This window comes from Marinomonas sp. 63XJN7_7_ISO-PGPR-S23-202 (assembly GCF_056173505.1).
This window is the reverse complement of the sequence record NZ_CM149677.1, coordinates 2,898,707-2,915,987: the sequence shown is the minus strand read 5'-3', so window position 1 is coordinate 2,915,987 and position 17,281 is coordinate 2,898,707. Positions and strand designations below refer to the sequence as shown.

The 17,281-nt window shown below is 44.2% G+C and carries 13 protein-coding genes; 10 read left to right on the top strand and 3 right to left on the bottom strand.

What is annotated here, in order from left to right; all coding sequences use genetic code 11:
- Positions 1-104: 104 nt before the first annotated feature.
- From secA to mutT, 3 genes are read left to right on the top strand one after another with little or no spacing between them, the layout of a single operon-like run.
- Complete coding sequence (gene secA, locus AC0VYG_RS13535; protein WP_475428519.1) at positions 105-2,807, top strand: preprotein translocase subunit SecA; 2,703 nt, start codon at positions 105-107, stop codon at positions 2,805-2,807.
- Positions 2,808-2,822: 15 nt separating this feature from the next.
- Positions 2,823-4,043 (top strand): bifunctional glutamate N-acetyltransferase/amino-acid acetyltransferase ArgJ, encoded by a 1,221-nt coding sequence (gene argJ, locus AC0VYG_RS13530; protein ID WP_475428518.1) that lies wholly within the window; start codon positions 2,823-2,825, stop codon positions 4,041-4,043.
- Positions 4,043-4,423, top strand: a complete 381-nt coding sequence (mutT, locus tag AC0VYG_RS13525; RefSeq protein ID WP_475428517.1) for an 8-oxo-dGTP diphosphatase MutT — start codon at positions 4,043-4,045, stop codon at positions 4,421-4,423. The genes argJ and mutT overlap by 1 nt, the downstream gene beginning before the upstream one ends.
- A gap of 146 nt (positions 4,424-4,569) precedes the next feature.
- Here mutT and gatB read toward each other — a convergent pair whose 3' ends face one another.
- The 3 genes from gatB to gatC are packed head-to-tail and all read right to left on the bottom strand — an operon-like array spanning position 4,570 to position 7,779.
- Positions 4,570-6,015 (bottom strand): Asp-tRNA(Asn)/Glu-tRNA(Gln) amidotransferase subunit GatB, encoded by a 1,446-nt coding sequence (gene gatB, locus AC0VYG_RS13520; RefSeq protein WP_475428516.1) that lies wholly within the window; start codon positions 6,013-6,015, stop codon positions 4,570-4,572.
- Positions 6,016-6,017: 2 nt separating this feature from the next.
- A complete protein-coding gene (gatA, locus tag AC0VYG_RS13515; RefSeq protein WP_475428515.1) occupies positions 6,018-7,478 on the bottom strand; it encodes an Asp-tRNA(Asn)/Glu-tRNA(Gln) amidotransferase subunit GatA in 1,461 nt (486 codons plus the stop codon).
- Positions 7,479-7,491: 13 nt separating this feature from the next.
- Entirely contained in the window at positions 7,492-7,779 is a 288-nt protein-coding gene (gene gatC / locus AC0VYG_RS13510) for an Asp-tRNA(Asn)/Glu-tRNA(Gln) amidotransferase subunit GatC (RefSeq protein WP_475428514.1), read from the bottom strand.
- A gap of 236 nt (positions 7,780-8,015) precedes the next feature.
- On the opposite strand from gatC, the gene AC0VYG_RS13505 reads away from it, so the two are divergent.
- The 7 genes from AC0VYG_RS13505 to AC0VYG_RS13475 all read left to right on the top strand — a co-directional run bounded on the left by AC0VYG_RS13505 (position 8,016) and on the right by AC0VYG_RS13475 (position 17,228).
- Positions 8,016-9,059 carry a rod shape-determining protein gene (locus tag AC0VYG_RS13505; RefSeq protein WP_199474712.1) on the top strand — a complete coding sequence of 348 codons (1,044 nt, stop codon included), beginning with the start codon at positions 8,016-8,018 and terminating at the stop codon, positions 9,057-9,059.
- A gap of 67 nt (positions 9,060-9,126) precedes the next feature.
- Positions 9,127-9,915, top strand: a complete 789-nt coding sequence (gene mreC, locus AC0VYG_RS13500) for a rod shape-determining protein MreC (protein ID WP_475428513.1) — start codon at positions 9,127-9,129, stop codon at positions 9,913-9,915.
- Positions 9,912-10,385: a rod shape-determining protein MreD gene (gene mreD / locus AC0VYG_RS13495; RefSeq protein WP_475428512.1), complete on the top strand. Its 474-nt coding sequence runs from the start codon at positions 9,912-9,914 to the stop codon at positions 10,383-10,385. The genes mreC and mreD overlap by 4 nt, the downstream gene beginning before the upstream one ends.
- Before the next feature lie 49 nt (positions 10,386-10,434).
- Positions 10,435-11,046: a Maf family protein gene (locus tag AC0VYG_RS13490; protein ID WP_475428511.1), complete on the top strand. Its 612-nt coding sequence runs from the start codon at positions 10,435-10,437 to the stop codon at positions 11,044-11,046.
- On the top strand, positions 11,039-12,493 hold the full coding sequence (gene rng / locus AC0VYG_RS13485; protein ID WP_475428510.1) for a ribonuclease G: 1,455 nt from the start codon (positions 11,039-11,041) through the stop codon (positions 12,491-12,493). Before AC0VYG_RS13490 ends, rng begins: the two co-directional genes overlap by 8 nt.
- Positions 12,494-12,507: 14 nt before the next feature.
- Positions 12,508-16,392: a YhdP family protein gene (locus AC0VYG_RS13480; protein ID WP_475428509.1), complete on the top strand. Its 3,885-nt coding sequence runs from the start codon at positions 12,508-12,510 to the stop codon at positions 16,390-16,392.
- Positions 16,389-17,228 (top strand): carbon-nitrogen hydrolase family protein, encoded by an 840-nt coding sequence (locus AC0VYG_RS13475; protein WP_475428508.1) that lies wholly within the window; start codon positions 16,389-16,391, stop codon positions 17,226-17,228. Before AC0VYG_RS13480 ends, AC0VYG_RS13475 begins: the two co-directional genes overlap by 4 nt.
- Positions 17,229-17,281: the final 53 nt, after the last annotated feature.

Here is a 17,281-nt window from a genome sequence, read left to right as displayed (position 1 = left end):
ACTTTGTCTGGCTTTTTTGTGTTTAGGTTATTGATAATTCATGTTTTGTCCCACATTAAAGTGATAGAATCTTTTCATTACTAATTGGCTGCGATGTATTCAAGATGTTAGGAAGCGTAATTAAGAAAGTCATCGGTACAAAGAATGACCGAGAAGTTAAGCGATTTAAAAAACTAGTCACACAAATTAATAAATTTGAAGAATCTTTTACTGACCTGTCAGACAGTGATTTATCAAGCAAGACAAATGAATTTAGAGAGCGGGTTAGCGGTGGTGAATCTTTAGATTCGATATTGCCTGAAGCATTTGCGGTGGTAAGGGAAGCCAGTAAGCGAATTATGGGGATGAGACACTTTGATGTGCAGCTCATTGGAGGTATGGTTCTACATGAAGGGAAAATCGCGGAGATGCGTACAGGGGAAGGTAAAACCCTCGTTGCGACTCTGGCTGTCTATCTGAATGCGATTTCATCTAAGGGTGTCCATGTCGTTACGGTCAACGACTACTTGGCAAAGCGTGATGCGAACTGGATGCGTCCTCTTTATGAGTACCTGGATATGAGTGTGGGCGTTGTTTTCTCAGGACAAGATAAAGAAGAAAAGCGTGCAGCCTACTTATGTGACATCACTTATGGTACGAATAACGAGTTTGGTTTTGATTATCTTCGTGACAATATGGTGTTCCGTTTTGAGGACCGTGTACAGAGAGATTTAAATTTTGCGGTGGTGGATGAAGTCGACTCCATCTTGATTGATGAGGCGCGTACACCACTGATCATTTCTGGGTCTGTTGAAGACAGCTCTGAGCAATATCGTAAAATTAATCACTTGCCCCCCTTATTGTCTCGCCATGAAGTGAAAGAAGGTGAGTCGGCAGAGGATATTGTTGGTCATTATATTTTTGACGAGTCCCAGAAGAGTATTGAATTGACGGAAGTTGGTCACCACTTTGTGGAGACTTGGTTGGTTGAGCAAGGGATGTTGAATGAAGGTGAGAGTCTTTACTCCGCGAGTAATCTTTCCTTGTTGCATCATGTCCATGCTTGTTTGAAAGCGCATGTCATCTTCCACAAGAATATTGACTACGTCGTTCAAGGCGATGAAGTGGTTATTGTTGATGAGCATACGGGTCGTACAATGCAAGGCCGACGCTGGTCTGAAGGTATCCATCAGGCTGTTGAGGCAAAAGAAGGAGTGACTATTCAAGCAGAAAGTCAAACCTTGGCATCGACTACTTTCCAGAACTATTTCCGCTTATATGAAAAGCTCTCTGGTATGACCGGGACGGCGGATACAGAAGCTTTTGAGTTTCAACAGATTTATGACTTGCCCGTTGTGGTTATCCCAACTAACCGTCCTGTGCAACGCAAAGACTTTAATGATTTGATCTACATGTCAACTCAGGACAAGTTCGAGGCCATTGTGATCGATATTGTCGATAACGTGGAGCGAGGAAGACCTGTTTTGGTGGGTACAGCCTCTATCGAATATTCTGAACTGTTATCTGATTACCTAAACAAGCAAAAAATTCCGCATAATGTATTGAATGCGAAACAGCACGAGCGTGAGGCTCAGATTATTGCTGAAGCGGGTCGTCCGGGTGCTGTGACCATTGCGACGAATATGGCGGGTCGTGGTACGGATATCGTGCTGGGGGGTAATGTTCAGGTTGAGATTGATCAACTTGGTGAAAAGGCTTCTCAAGAAGAAATTGATGCCCTCAAGGCGGAATGGAAAGAGCGTCATGAAGCTGTATTGGCCGCTGGTGGTTTGCATATTATAGGGACAGAGCGGCATGAGTCGCGCCGTATTGATAACCAGTTGCGTGGTCGTGCGGGTCGTCAGGGGGACGTAGGGTCATCGCGCTTCTATTTATCGCTTGAAGACAGTCTAATGCGTATTTTTATGTCTGATCGCATCAAGAAAATGATGGTGGCATTAGGGATGGAAAAAGGCGAAGCGATTGAGCATAAGATGGTATCCAATGCCATTGAAAAAGCGCAGCGCAAAGTGGAGGGGCGTAACTTCGATATTCGTAAACAATTGTTAGAATACGATGACGTGGCTAACGATCAGCGTCAGGTTATTTACCGTCAGCGCTTTGATATGATGGTTTCAGAAGATCTTTCTGAAGCGATTATTGCGATGCGTGAAGATGTTGTGACCAGTCTGATCGACGAGTTTATTCCGCCACAGAGTGTCTACGATCTATGGGATTTGACAGGGCTTGAAGAGAAGATACGTAATGAGTTTGGCTTGGAAATCCCCGTTGTTAAGTGGGTGGAAGAGGATAGCAAGCTTTTCGAAGAGCCACTACGTCAGAAAATTCTAGACGCCTTTGTTGCCGATTATGTAAGTAAGGAAAACATTGTAGGTGGTGAGCCGCTAAGATCCTTTGAGAAGCAAGTATTATTGCAAGTTCTGGATACCTTGTGGAAAGAGCACTTGCAGACAATGGACATGTTGCGTCAGGGAATTCATTTGCGAGGTTACGCTCAGAAGAACCCTAAACAAGAGTATAAGCGTGAAGCGTTTGAACTGTTCCAAGGGTTGATGGAACAGATTAAGTATGAAGTGATTCAAATTGTTTCTCGTGTTCAGGTTCAAACCCCTGAAGAAGTAGAGAAAATAGAAGAAGAGCGCCGTGCCTTAGAGGCAAAAACCCAGTTAAGTATGAACCATGAGGATATGTCGTCTCTTGATGATGGTCGCTCTATGGCTCAAAATTACCCTAAAGTGGGTCGTAATGAGCCTTGTCCATGCGGTTCTGGTAAAAAGTACAAACAATGTCACGGTCGTCTGGTTTAAAGAAGGAAAAGCTAAATGGCAGTTGGGTTGAAAGGTTTCCCGAATATCCCTGAAATTGATGGGGTGAAAATAGGTGTTGCTGAAGCTGGCATTAAAAGACCAAACAAAAAAGACGTTGTGGTTTTTGAGCTGTGTGAGGGGGCGTCTGTTGCGGGCGTATTCACACAAAACGTTTTTTGCGCAGCGCCAGTGCGTTTGTGTCAGAAACATTTGGCGTTAGCGGATACGCGTTATTTGTTAATCAATACGGGTAATGCTAACGCGGGAACAGGTAAGTCTGGTGTGGAGGATGCTTTAGAAACGTGTCGAGTTCTTGCAGACCAGGCGGACGTGCCTGTTGAGGCTATCCTACCCTTTTCAACGGGAGTCATTGGTGAGCCTTTGCCAGTTGATAAAATTGTGACAGCAATTCCGTCGGCATTGGATGATCTTTCGGCTGACGACTGGCAATCCGCTGGTGTAGGTATTATGACGACAGACACCTTGCCAAAAGGTTCTTTTCGTACTTTTGAATTTGAAGGCCAGACTTTTACGGTTGGTGGTATCTCGAAAGGGGCTGGTATGATTCGCCCCAATATGGCGACCATGCTGGGTTACGTTTTTAGTGATATTGCTATTGAAAAATCTGTCCTTCACGCTGTTTTAAAAGAAGTGGTTAACAAGAGCTTTAATCGAATTACCATTGATGGTGATACGTCTACTAATGATTCTTGTATTGCTGTGGCGACCGGTAAGGCAGGAAATGAGTTGATTACATCTCTGGATTCTCCGCTTGCTAAAGCTTTTGTGTTGGCCTTCACTGAGGTTATGCAAGAGTTGGCGCACGCCATTGTGCGTGATGGAGAAGGGGCAACGAAGTTTGTAACTGTAGAGGTGGTTGGTGCTGCTAAGGTGTCTGATGCGACGAAAACGGCGTTTGAAGTGGCTCATTCTCCTCTGGTAAAAACGGCTTTATTTGCATCTGATCCTAACTGGGGGCGTATCTTGGCTGTGGTGGGTCGTTCGGGTGTTGAAGGGTTGGATGTTGATAAAGTTCAACTGCACATCAATGGGTTTGAAATTGTTCGCGATGGTGGTCGTTCGCCTGGCTATATAGAAGAACATGGTCAAGAGGCGATGTCCCCTGAAGAAATCCATATCGTGATTGATCTAGGGGCTGGAGAGGCCTCCGATACGGTTTGGACAACGGATTTTTCCCATGAATACGTGACCATTAATGCGGAGTATCGTACCTAATGTTGGTTCGGGTGGCGGCAGGCATTGTTTTGCGTGAGGGTCAGGTATTCATTGCCTTGCGCTCTTCTGATAAACATCAAGGTGGTTTATGGGAGTTTCCGGGTGGCAAATGCGAAGAAGGTGAAGTTTCCCTTTCTGCACTGGCAAGAGAGTTAAGTGAAGAGTGTGGTATTGAAACGCTTGATGCTTCGCATTTTCAGACTGTTGCGCACGATTATGGCGATAAACAAGTTGAATTGGTATTTTTCACTGTGACAAAGTTTAACGGTGAGCCACATGGACGAGAAGGACAAGAGGTGCGCTGGGTTCCTTTGGGGGATTTAGCGAATTATGCTTTCCCTGAAGCGAATCGGGTTATTGTCGAGAGCTTACTTAAATAACAAGTAGCACGTGTTTAAAAAAGGCATCATAAATTTTATGGTGCCTTTTTATTTGTCTAATGGATGGTTTGTCTGGATTGATGTTACAAAAAAAAGCGACCTTTAGTCTGAAATGAAAAAGGTCGCTTTTTATGGTGAGGTTTATTTTAGCCTTTTAACATCTTGGCTAGAATTGGGTTAACAATCCCAGGGTTGGCCTTGCCTTGAGATGCTTTCATCACTTGTCCAACAAAGAAACCAATCATTTTTTTCTGTTTGTCTGGATCGGCGGCACGGTACTGCTCAACTTGGGTAGCGTTGGCATCTAGGATTTCCTGAATCATGGCTTCAATAGCACCCGTGTCGGTGACTTGTTTTAGGCCTTTGGTCTCAATGATCTCATCCGCAGAGCCTTCACCGTTCCACATGGCTTGCAAAACGTCTTTGGCGGTTTTGCCATTAATGGTGTTATCCAGAACGCGGCTAAGAAGCTCGCCCAGTGCCTTAGCGCTCACTGGAGATTGTGTGATTTCAAGTTGTTCTTGGTTGAGTAGTTTGCTTAGTTCACCCATTACCCAGTTGGCTGTCACCTTAGCGTCCTTTACTAACTCATTGGCTTGCTCAAAGTAATCTGCCATTGCGCGCGAAGCGGATAATACGCCCGCATCGTATTCGCTCAGTTTGTATTCCTCTTGGAAGCGCGCGGCTTTTTGATTTGGTAGTTCAGGAAGATTGGCTTTGATTTGATCCACGTATTCCTGAGTCAGCTCAATTGGTAGAAGGTCTGGGCAGGGGAAATAGCGGTAATCGTTTGCGTCTTCTTTGGAGCGCATGCTGCGCGTTTCGTTTTTATCTGGGTCGTACAAGCGCGTTTCTTGAATGATTCGGCCGCCGTCTTCAAGAATGTCGGCTTGGCGCTCAATCTCTGTATAAATGGCTTTTTCAATAAAGCGGAACGAGTTGACGTTTTTGATTTCAGTTCGGGTGCCGTACTCTTCCTGGCCTTTTGGTCGTAATGACAAGTTGATGTCACACCGCATAGAGCCTTCTGCCATGTTGCCGTCACAAATGCCTAAGTAAGTCACGATAGAGTGAATCATTTTGACGTAGGCAACGGCTTCTTTGGCGGAGCGAATGTCGGGTTCTGAGACAATTTCTAGTAGAGGGGTGCTGGAGCGGTTTAGGTCGATACCAGTCATGCCTTGGAAATCTTCGTGCAGGGATTTACCTGCATCTTCTTCAAGGTGTGCTCGGGTGATGCCAATGCGTGACGTAGAGCCATCATCAAGCATTACATCAAGATAACCTTTGCCTACGATAGGGTGATCCATTTGGCTGGTTTGGTAGCCTTTTGGTAGGTCAGGATAGAAATAGTTTTTACGGGCAAAAACTGAGTGCATGCCAATTTCTGCATTAATGGCGTGACCAAACATAACCGCCATGCGCAGCGCTTCTTTGTTTAACACGGGTAATGCGCCGGGCATTCCTAAATCTACTAATGTAGTTTGCGTGTTTGGCTCTGCGCCAAAACCAACGGCTGCACCAGAAAATAGTTTTGATTTGGTAGAGAGCTGGGTATGAATCTCTAGGCCGATAACAACTTCCCAATTCATGCTTACGCTCCTTTTGCCATTGTTGGAGTTTGTAGGTGCCAATCTGTGTGTTGCTGGAATTGATGGGCAACATTTAATAGCTTGGCTTCGGCAAAATAGTTGCCCATGATTTGCAGACCAACAGGCATGCTGTCGACAAAGCCAGCTGGAATGGACATGGCAGGAATACCAGCAAGATTCACGGACAAGGTGTAAATATCTTCTAGATACATGGCCACAGGATCATCGGTTTTGCTGCCAATGCCAAAGGCAGTGGTTGGTGCAACTGGTCCCATAATAACGTCGACTTCAGACAGGGCGGCAACAAAGTCGTTTTTGATCAGGCGGCGAATTTTTTGGGCTTTCAAATAGTAAGCGTCGTAGTAGCCTTCTGATAGGGCATAAGTGCCTACCATAATACGCTTTTGGACTTCGCCTCCAAACCCTTCTGCGCGTGTTCTCATGTACATATCAAGTAAGTCTTTTGGGTCTTCGCAGCGGTGACCAAAGCGTACACCGTCAAAACGAGACAAATTAGAAGAGGCCTCAGATGGTGCAATGACGTAGTAGGATGGAATGCTTAGTTGCAGATTAGGAAGTGAGATCTCTTTCACTGTTGCGCCCAGCTTTTCGAATTCTTTTACTGCCGTCATGATGGTTTCAGCAACTTGCGAATCCAAACCTTCCCCAAAGTATTCTTTTGGAAGGCCGATCTTTAAGCCTGTTAATGGTGTGTTTAGATTGGCTAAATAATTTTCCGTCGCTGTTTCGGAGGAAGTGGAATCCTTTTCATCGAATCCAGCCATGGTTTGTAATAAATGAGCGCAATCTTCCGCGCTTTTTGCCATTGGGCCACCTTGATCAAGGCTGGAGGCAAAAGCAATCATGCCAAAGCGAGAAACACGGCCATAAGTTGGCTTAAGACCTGTAATGCCACAAAAAGAAGCGGGTTGGCGAATTGAACCTCCAGTGTCTGTGCCTGTCGCAGCCACAGCTAGGCCTGCTGCAACAGCGGCAGCAGAGCCGCCAGATGAGCCACCTGGAACAGTGTCTAGATTCCAAGGGTTTTTAACGGCTCCGTAAAAGCTGTTTTCGTTAGAAGAGCCCATGGCGAACTCGTCCATGTTGGTTTTACCCAGCATGACGGCACCTGCGTCTTTAATGCGTTGCGTGACGGTAGACTCATAGGGTGGAACGAAGTTATGGAGCATTTTTGAGCCGCAAGTCGTTAGTGTGCCTTGGGTGCAAAACAGGTCTTTATGAGCCACTGGGATGCCAGTTAGGCTGGTGCCTTGACCGTTTGCAAGTCGTTCATCGGCAGCCTTTGCTTGTTGTAGAGCAAGGTCTTCGCTGATGGTTATGTAGCTATTGAGTTGTGGGTTAAGCTTTGTCACGCGGTCTAAAAAAGTGCGTGTTAATTCAACGCTGGAAATGTCTTTATTACGCAGTTTTTGCGCTAAAACGGAAATACTTTGTTCGAACATGGTTTGCTCTCGTTTAGTCAATCACTTTCGGTACAAGGAAAAGACCCGCTTCGGTTTGCGGTGCGTTGGCAAGAAACTCTTCTCTACGGTTGCCTTCTGTTACCACGTCTTCTCTTAATCGTTGTGTCATTTCAAGCGGATTGGAAAGTGGTTCTACACCATCGGTATTAACAGATTGCATTTGTTCTACAAGTGATAAAACACTGGACAGTGAATGTTGGTACTGAACGGCATCTTCCTCAGTGAGGGCGAGGCGAGCCAAGTGTGCAATTTTTTGCACGTCTTGTTTGTCTATGGACATGTTCCACCTGATATTTAATTGTCGAAAATAGCTACCATTGTATCGCTTCGAGCTTATGCTAGAAAGTAACTCAGGTGAAAAAGCGGATTCTTTTCGCCGAAATCAAAATTTTTTGTACAAACAATGAAATACCTAAAGACTTTTTACTATTTTGCACTGAATCGGCTTGCCCAATTTGCAAGCGATTGTTACATTTTGACGTTATTCGTTTCGTATTCATCAGGGTGTGGAAATTCATGTTTAAAAAAATTAGGGGAATGTTCTCAAGCGACTTGTCAATTGACTTAGGAACAGCTAATACCCTTATCTATGTACGCGAGCAGGGGATCGTTCTAGATGAGCCATCTGTTGTTGCCATTCGACACAATGGAAATCAAAAAACAGTAGCGTCAGTGGGTACTGATGCTAAGCGAATGTTAGGTCGTACGCCCGGTAATATTACGGCAATTAGACCAATGAAAGATGGTGTGATCGCCGACTTTCATGTTACCGAAAAAATGCTGCAATACTTCATTTCCAAAGTTCATGAAAATAGCTTCTTAAAACCAAGTCCAAGAGTATTAGTCTGTGTACCATGCAAATCCACACAAGTTGAGCGGCGAGCGATTAAAGAGTCTGCTTTGGGTGCGGGGGCTCGCGAGGTTTATATCATAGAAGAGCCCATGGCAGCGGCGATTGGGGCTGGCTTACCTGTTGCTGAAGCCTCAGGCTCTATGGTGATCGATATCGGTGGTGGTACCACTGAAATTGCCATTATCTCGTTGAATGGCATTGTAACATCGGAGTCTATCCGAGTGGGCGGTGACCGTTTTGATGAGGCGATTACGACTTACGTACGTCGTCAATATGGTAGCTTGATTGGTGATGCCACTGCGGAGCGAATTAAGACGGAAATCGGTATGGCCTACCATACGGGTGAAGAGTTGCAGATTGACGTGCGTGGCCGTAACTTAGCTGAAGGTATTCCTCGCTCCTTCACATTGAGCAGCACTGAAATTCTTGAAGCGCTTCAAGAGCCTCTTGCACAAATCGTACAAGCGATCAAAGGTGTTCTCGAACAATCCCCTCCAGAGCTGGCGGCGGATATTGGTGAAACGGGTCTTGTTCTGACTGGTGGTGGTGCGTTACTGCGTGAAATTGACCGTCTAATCAGCGAAGAAACAGGCCTTCCAGTTATCATTGCTGACGACCCACTGACCTGTGTTGCTAGAGGTGGTGGTATGGCTCTGGAAATGATGGATAAGCACGCTGCCGAGCTTTTTACTGCTGAAAACGAGTAAAAGGTAGGAGCTCACCATTAATAATTCGATTTATTTTAATGGCAAGATATCCAGCGCACGCTTTATTGTGCTGGTTATCTTATCTGTTGCTATGATAGTGGGCGATGTCCGCTATTCTATTTTTGCCCCCATTCGACCCTACCTTACCTGGCTGGTTGCCCCTATTCAAGTTGTGGTAAATACGCCCCAACAAATACTCTTTTGGGCCAATGATCACTTGCAAAGCCGTGAAGATTTGGTGAAAGAGAATCAAAAGCTTAGCCAAGAATTGTTATTGTTGCGCAGTCGTTTGCAACAGTTCTCATCGTTGCAGGCAGAAAATGTGAGATTGCGTGAGCTGCTTGATGCTTCCCAGAGGGTGAATGAAAAAGTTGTCTTGGCTGAGGTGATTGGTTTTGACCAGAATCCGTATAGTCAAAAAGTACTGATTAACAAGGGGTTTTCATCTGGTGCTTATGTAGGTGAGCCGGTCTTAGATGCCACTGGTGTCTTTGGTCAAATCGTCGAAACCTCTGCTTATACCAGTCGTGTCTTATTGATAGCGGATGCCAGTCATTTTTTACCTGTACAACTTGCCCGGACTGGGTTTAGGGGAGTGCTGCGAGGTATTGGGAATTTGCATCATATGAAATTGATGAGTGTGCCTCAGTCAGCCGATATTAGAAAAGGTGATATATTGACGACATCGGGTTTAGGGAATCGTTTTCCTGCAGGGTATCCTGTCGGTGTTGTTCGAGAAGTTAAGCATATTCCAGGGCAGCCTTATGCCGATGTGGATGTAGTGCCACTGGCCCAACTTGGACGTAGTCGTCATGTTATGTTAATTGATAGACCCAAATCGGAGCGTGATAAATGAGAGCTTTCTTTGTTTTCATAGTGACGTTGATTGCCGCTTTAATGCTGGAGGCTATGCCCCTTCCTGAGTCTTTGATTTGGTATCGACCTGAATGGGTTCTGTTGGTGATCTTATATTGGGTAATAGCCTTGCCCTTTCGTGTGGGGGTGGGACTGGCTTGGTTTTTGGGGTTATTGGTCGATTTGCTTCAGGGCGGCATTATTGGTCAGCATTCGTTAACCTATGTCATTATTGCCTATACTTGTGGTGTGTTTTATAAACGCTTACGAATGTATCATCGTTGGCAACAAGGTTTGTTTGTCTGTTTGCTGGTAAGTGTGAATCAGCTGGTAGATTTTTGGATTGATCATTATTTTGGTGACGCTAAACCGACGTTGATGATCTTTATGCCTGCCATTGTGACGGGGCTACTGTGGCCATGGTCATTTATTCTTTTGCGCAGCATACGTCGTATTTACGCGATTCGTTAGATCAATGATATTAGGCGTTTGTTGGGCTATTTTTTATTAGGATAGGTTTATGCTTGTTTTGGCCTCTGCATCGCCAAGAAGGAAAGAACTGTTAGGAACATTGGTCAGAGAATTTGATGTTTGCCCTGCAGATATTGATGAAACGCCTCATGAGGCGGAAACTGCCCATGACTATGTCACACGAATGGCGTTCGAAAAAGCACAAGCTGTCGCTTCACAGTATCGTCAAAATCCCATATCAAAAAGCGAGCGCTGTGTTATTTTGGCGTCTGATACCAGTGTCGTCGTTGATGGGAAGGTGTTAGGTAAGCCTGCCTCTTTTGAAGACGCTAAGTGCATGCTACGGCTATTGTCTGGCCGATCTCATCAGGTGATGACGTCTTTATGTTTATGTGATAAAGATAGTGAGCACGTACAGTTAACCAACGTGGTGACGGACGTGTCATTTAGGTTTATATCTGATGTTGAAATTGCTCAATATTGGCATACTGGTGAGCCCCAAGATAAAGCGGGAGCGTATGCTATCCAGGGATTAGGCGCTGTGTTTGTTTCACATCTTTCTGGTTCCTACTCTGCGGTTGTAGGTTTGCCCCTATTCGAAACGTCGCAGCTTCTAGCATTATATGGGATTCATTCCCTTGAGGAGATATCTCATGAGTGAAGATGTATTAATTAATGTCACTCCGATGGAGGTTCGAGTGGCGTTGGTAGAGAATGGCGTCCTTCAAGAAGTCTATATCGAACGTTCTAGCCGCAAGGGGATCGTTGGTAATATTTATCAAGGTAAAGTGGTCCGCGTGTTACCAGGAATGCAGGCAGCCTTTGTTGACATAGGCTTAGAGCGAGCGGCTTTTATTCATGTCTCTGAGGTGGTGGATCGAGATGCTGTTAACCCAAGTGATCAAATTGGTGATTATTTGCGTGAAGGGCAATCTCTGGTGGTTCAAGTAACAAAAGATCCTATTAGCACCAAAGGCGCTCGTTTAACCACGCATTTATCTATTCCGTCTCGTTATCTGGTTTATATGCCAGACCAGTCTCATGTCGGTGTCAGTCAGCGTATCGAAGATGAAGCAGAGCGTGAGCGTCTAAAATCTCTAGTGTCAACGGCATTAACCGAGGCGGATGAATCCAATGGCTATATTCTTCGTACCGCAGCAGAGCGTGCTGGTGAAGAAGAAATTTTGTCGGATATTAAGTTTTTAACGCGGTTATGGCAATCCGTTAAAAAACGCATCAAAAGTGCTAGGTCACCTTCCGTTATCTATGAGGATTTGCCTTTGCATTTGCGTACCATGAGAGATTTGGTGAGCTTGACGACAGAGAAAATTCGCATTGATTCACGTGAAAACTACAATAAACTGCGCTCTTTTGCGGAAGACTTTATTCCAGAGCTTAGGGATCGTATTGAATATTATCCGGGTGAGCGTCCCATTTTTGATCTGTACAGCGTGGAAGATGAAATTCAAAAGGCGCTGGATCGTAAGGTGCAGTTAAAGTCCGGTGGTTACCTTTTGGTAGAGCAAACTGAGTCGATGACAACGATCGATGTCAATACCGGAGCATTTGTTGGAAGTCGTAATTTAGAAGAGACGATCTATAAAACGAACCTTGAGGCCGCTACAGCGATTGGACGCCAATTGCGTTTACGTAATCTGGGTGGCATCATCATTATTGATTTTATCGATATGGAAGATGATGAGCACAAGCGTCAAGTATTGAGAATGCTTGATAAAACACTAGAGCTTGATCATGCTAAGACCAAAATTACGGGTGTGTCGGATTTAGGGTTAGTGGAAATGACGCGCAAACGTACACGTGAAAGTCTTGGTCAGACATTATGTGAGCCATGTCGGGCTTGTCGCGGTAGTGGCTTAGTAAAAACGCCGGAAACTGTCTGCTACGAAGTGTTTAGGGAGATTTTAAGGGCCGATAGGGCATATGACTCCCAAACTTACACTGTATTAGCGGCCAGTTCTGTGGTGGATCGCTTTCTTGATGAGGAAAGTGCTGGTGTTGCGGAATTAGAAGCATTTATTGGTAAAACTATTCGTTTTCAGGTTGATCCTGTATATACACAAGATCAGTATGATGTCGTCCTAAGATAAACGGAGAAACCTGGATGGCTAAACCTCTGCAACGTGCGATTAGTATTATTTGGTGGATTTTAGTCTTCATTGTTGCTTTTTTAGCACTTGTTATTGTTGCCGCCAAGCTGCTGTTGCCACTTTTAAATGAGTACCGCCCTCAGATAGAGCGAAATCTGAGTCAAATCTCGGGCTATCATATTTCTCTGGGCAAAATAGGAGGAGGGTTAGAAGGAATTGATCCTACTATTTATGCTTCTAATGCGAACCTAGATATTGATGGCCAGTCTGTTGTTTCAGTGTCAGAAGTCCGTATACGCCTCAATACCATTAAATCTCTTTTAACCTTTAGTCCGAAATTCACCTACGTTCGATTTACTAATCCTTCTGTGGCACTTCAAGAGCGACAAGGTAAATGGCAACTGAAAGGGGCAAAAGCAAGCCATGATGTTCAAAATGATGTAGGAATAGAGAGAATCCTTGGCTACTTGATGGCACAAAAGCGTTTTTCAATGTTAGATGCCAAGGTTATTCTCGATAGTGATCAATTTGGTAATCACAAGTTATTGATTCCCAAAGCTTATGTATTTCAAAGCGACTTAAGCTCTTGGGTTAAGCTAAAGGCTTATTTGGATGGTAAATCAGAGCCGTTTACCATCAAGGCCAAAGTGTCACGGTTATTGGGGCTGATAGGCGATTATCATGTTCAAGCCAATATTAATGTTCCCAATATTCAGCTGCCGTTAATTGATAGTTCATTTTCATGGGCCAAACCCTTCAAAAGCATTCAGGTTGGCGGTAAGTTTTGGTTAAACTATCGAGTGGGTCATTCTCTTGATTTGCAAGGGCAAAGTACGACTCTTGCTGTCGCGCTAAAGAATGGTCAAACCTACCAAGCTCATCCTGACTTCAAGCTTCGCTTTAGCCAGCGTTTTCCAAGTTTATCTCTGAGTGTGAATGATCTTGCCATTGAGGATGGAACAGGTCATGTTGCTGCTAGCACTAATCTGGTTTATGACTGGTCTGAAGCGAGTGATCGTTCTTTTGTTAAGTTTGATCAGATAGATTTAGGAGCGGTTAAAAGGATTGCAGTAAACTTTTTGCAACCTAAATGGCATGTTACTTCATTATTAGAGGGTTTGAATCCCAAGGGCGTCGCAAGTAACGGATCGCTATTACTTGATTTTCATGGCAAGGATCCTTCCTATCATTACTTAAGTAATTTTCAGAATGCCTCCATCGACGGGTTTAATGGTATTCCTAAGGCAACCCACCTAAATGGCACCTTTAACTTAACGGATGAAGGAGGAGCGGTTCAGTTTAAGGGTAAGGATGGTTATCTTGAGTTTCCAACTGTCTATGATAAAGGGTGGGATGTCAATCAAATATCTGGACAAGTGAATTGGAGGGAAAACCAAGGTACTTTCATTGTGTCTGGCAAGGATTTGTATCTATCTCGTCATAATACGCAGGTCGTTGGTGGCTTTAGGGTGGAATCTCGGCCAAACGAGTCAGATTGGTTGTCGCTCAGTTTGGGGGTTGATCATGTGCCCGTCAAAGACCGTAATGAATACATTCCCAAAGGGGTGTTAGATCCATCGACACTGGACTGGTTGAATCAAGCATTCAAGTCCGGAAAAGGGACGATCAATAACATGAGTCTTGTCGTCCAGACAGGGCTTAAAAAGGGTGACGATGCGAACGTTCTTATGAAGATGAACGTGAAGAATGCAGACGTGGCTTTTGCTAAAGATTGGCCTGTGGCAAAACAGGTAAATGGTGAAGTTGAGCTGGAAAAATCGGGTTTGCATGTGGCCGTGAAGTCCGCCACCTTGTCAGGTCTTGCTGTTAACAATATTTTTGTTGATTTGCCGATTGAGAAAAATAAGGCTGACTGGGTGAATGTCCATGGTAACTTAGAACAGAATTCAACATCTGTTTTAACTCTGCTTCGTACTACGCCACTGAAAAATTCTGTTTTGTCCGCTTTTGACAAATGGCGCATATCAGGGCCGATAAAAGGAGATTTTTCTGTCGATATTCCTTTATCCCATGATCATTCTGATCCCAAAATCGGCCTTAATTTGCAATTCCAAAATAACCCCTTGTATATCGGTGATGTCGACTTAAATACAAGGGTGAAGCAAGGTCAATTACACTTTGATTCGAGTAAAGGTTTTTACAATACTCGGTTTGATGTTCAGGCATTGTCTGGTGATACGACTGTTTCTATGTCCTCTAAGAATAAAGCGGACGGTAGTATGGTTATTCTGGCAGATATGACGGGAACAGCAAAAATTGGCGATGTTGCGAAATGGCAAAAAGCGCCGCAGTTATTGGCGTCTAATCTATCAGGAAGCATGAAGTATTCTGCGCTGCTTAGTGTCAATCAGGCCCAAGCCGGGCAAGTTGATTTAACCGTTAATAGTGATCTTTCTGGTGTTCGTATTGATTTACCTAAGCCCTTTAATAAGCAAGAAAATGTATCTGAGCCACTTTCTCTGAAGATTATGTCCCATCAACATGACCTTGTAATTCAAGGGCAATATGGAGCAAAAGTTCGCTCTAAGCTTTTGTTCAAATCGGCTGAATTTGTTGGTGGGCAAGTTCTTATTAATAGTAAAAAGCCACTGGATCAGGTCCTTTATAAGGGCTTATCTATTGATGGTCAGATAAAAAAAGTGGATGTGGATGCGTGGAAAAAGGCATTCTTTTCACCGCAGGTTAGCTCTCCTGCTGCAGAGGCTGGAAAAATACATAACACTAAGAAGGTTGCTGGATTATCCGCTTCTTTGGCGTTGCCTAAATGGCTTCGAAAAGTTGATTTTATTATTGATCAAGTGGTAGTTAACCCTCAAAACACCTTTCATAACATGAAAGTGACTTATAGTGATGGAGATAAAACCCTAAAAGTTGCCTCTGATGAGATGAACTTCATGTTGGATACTTATAAGAATAAACCCAGATTACGTATTGGTTATTTGAATTGGACAACAGCGCCCAGTACTGCGAATAAGAAAGGTAAGAAAGATCAGGCCGCTAATCAGCAAAATACGATAAGTGAGCCGCCAATACATGCTAATGACATCCCTAGTATGTATTTATCGATTAATAAGTTGTTTATTAATCAAAGGCCCTATGGAGACTGGAATCTTACGATTGAGAGTGATGGTAATGAATTACGAATCGACCCTTTGTCTTCTTCTTTAAAACAAGGGAGTTTCGATGGTCGCTTGTTATGGGTTGATGATGGTTCGCGCTCAAAAGTTGAATTGTCGATGGCTATTAAAGGTGAAAATTTAGCGGAATTGACCAAAAAGTTCGCTAAAAATGCGTTTATCACATCACAAAAATACGATATTAATGTGTCATTGGCTTGGCAAGGCAACCCGTTTGAGTTCAACAGAAAGACGGTCTCTGGGCGTATTGCGTTTTCCGCGTCTGATGGTAACGCATCAAAAGTGGATGATATGCCTGTCTTTCTTAAAGTCTTTGGTATATTTAATGTCGAATCATTGACGCGTCGGCTATCGCTGGACTTTTCTGATCTCTTTGAGCCGGGTCTGACCTTCGATAGCGTTAATGGAGACTTTGTTGTTAATAAAGGTATTATACAAACAACGACACCTTTATCGATAATTTCTCCATCGGCAGATTTATCCATTGAGGGGAAAGCTAACATTGTCAATGAGACCTTGGATGAGGTGTTAACGGCCACCTTGCCGATTAGCGGCACGTTGCCATTGGCTGGATTGATCTGGTCGACTCCTCAGATCGCTGGGTTGCTATATTTAACCGATAAGTTGATAGGTGATCAAATTTCCAAAGTGACCAGCGTTCAGTATAAGGTTCAAGGGCCGTTTGGTAATCCTACTCTTACGCCAATTGTCCACAAATTTAAAAAAGGATCGAATAGATGACGGAAACCCTTCGTATTGCGGCGATTCAGCTAACCAGTGGGGCAGATTTTAACGAAAATCTGCAAGAGGTTAAGAAATGGGTCGTCAAAGCCGCAGCTGATGACGCAAGAGTTATCGTGCTGCCTGAGAATGTTTTTTTGTTCAATGGCAAAGGTATGCGTGTCCTTGCCGAATCTGATGATCAAGGAATGTTGTTGAGAGAGGTGGCTGAATGGGCCCGCAATTATGGGGTGTATTTAGTGGTTGGCTCTCATCCTAGTCTTGTCAATGAGGGGGGAGAGCTTGTTGCTAATCAGCGTGTGCGTCAGTCTTGTATGGTCTTTGACCCCAATGGTGAATTGGTACAGCGCTACGATAAGATTCATCTGTTTGATGTGTCTGTGGACGATAAAGCAGGGTCTTACCGCGAGTCCGATTACATCGAGCCTGGAGACTTGGAAGTCAAAATATTTGAAGTCGATGGTTTTAAAGTAGGGCTGACCATCTGTTATGACGTACGCTTTCCTGAACTTTTTAGACGGCTATCCAAAGAAGGCGCGGAGCTTATACTTGTTCCAGCCGCTTTCACCTACGTGACTGGTAAGGCCCATTGGGATACTCTTCTGGCAGCCAGGGCCATTGAAAATCAGTGCTTTGTTATGGGGGTGAATCAATGTGGTTGGCATACTCAGACGCGTCAAACCTATGGGCACAGTGTTTTATATTCTCCAAATGGTGAGATGTTGAAACAGTTGCAAGAAGAGCCAGGGTATTTTGTGGGAGAGATAGACAAAAGCAGTCTACAGACATGTCGTACTAAAATGCCCTGTTTAGAGCACCGACGCTTTACAAGCTAAGCAAATAGTATTGAGTTCATAATAATTGATAAAGGCTCAAGAGAGCCTTTATC

What these genes read in the sequence shown, in the direction of transcription:
- gatA (WP_475428515.1), bottom strand. Translation starts at nt 7,478, where the DNA reads ATGTTCGAACAAAGTATTTCCGTTTTAGCGCAAAAACTGCGTAATAAA.
- AC0VYG_RS13480 (WP_475428509.1), top strand. Translation starts at nt 12,508, where the DNA reads ATGGCTAAACCTCTGCAACGTGCGATTAGTATTATTTGGTGGATTTTA.
- gatC (WP_475428514.1), bottom strand. Translation starts at nt 7,779, where the DNA reads ATGTCCATAGACAAACAAGACGTGCAAAAAATTGCACACTTGGCTCGC.
- mreD (WP_475428512.1), top strand. Translation starts at nt 9,912, where the DNA reads ATGAGAGCTTTCTTTGTTTTCATAGTGACGTTGATTGCCGCTTTAATG.
- AC0VYG_RS13505 (WP_199474712.1), top strand. Translation starts at nt 8,016, where the DNA reads ATGTTTAAAAAAATTAGGGGAATGTTCTCAAGCGACTTGTCAATTGAC.
- secA (WP_475428519.1), top strand. Translation starts at nt 105, where the DNA reads ATGTTAGGAAGCGTAATTAAGAAAGTCATCGGTACAAAGAATGACCGA.
- mutT (WP_475428517.1), top strand. Translation starts at nt 4,043, where the DNA reads ATGTTGGTTCGGGTGGCGGCAGGCATTGTTTTGCGTGAGGGTCAGGTA.
- gatB (WP_475428516.1), bottom strand. Translation starts at nt 6,015, where the DNA reads ATGAATTGGGAAGTTGTTATCGGCCTAGAGATTCATACCCAGCTCTCT.
- AC0VYG_RS13490 (WP_475428511.1), top strand. Translation starts at nt 10,435, where the DNA reads ATGCTTGTTTTGGCCTCTGCATCGCCAAGAAGGAAAGAACTGTTAGGA.
- argJ (WP_475428518.1), top strand. Translation starts at nt 2,823, where the DNA reads ATGGCAGTTGGGTTGAAAGGTTTCCCGAATATCCCTGAAATTGATGGG.
- AC0VYG_RS13475 (WP_475428508.1), top strand. Translation starts at nt 16,389, where the DNA reads ATGACGGAAACCCTTCGTATTGCGGCGATTCAGCTAACCAGTGGGGCA.
- rng (WP_475428510.1), top strand. Translation starts at nt 11,039, where the DNA reads ATGAGTGAAGATGTATTAATTAATGTCACTCCGATGGAGGTTCGAGTG.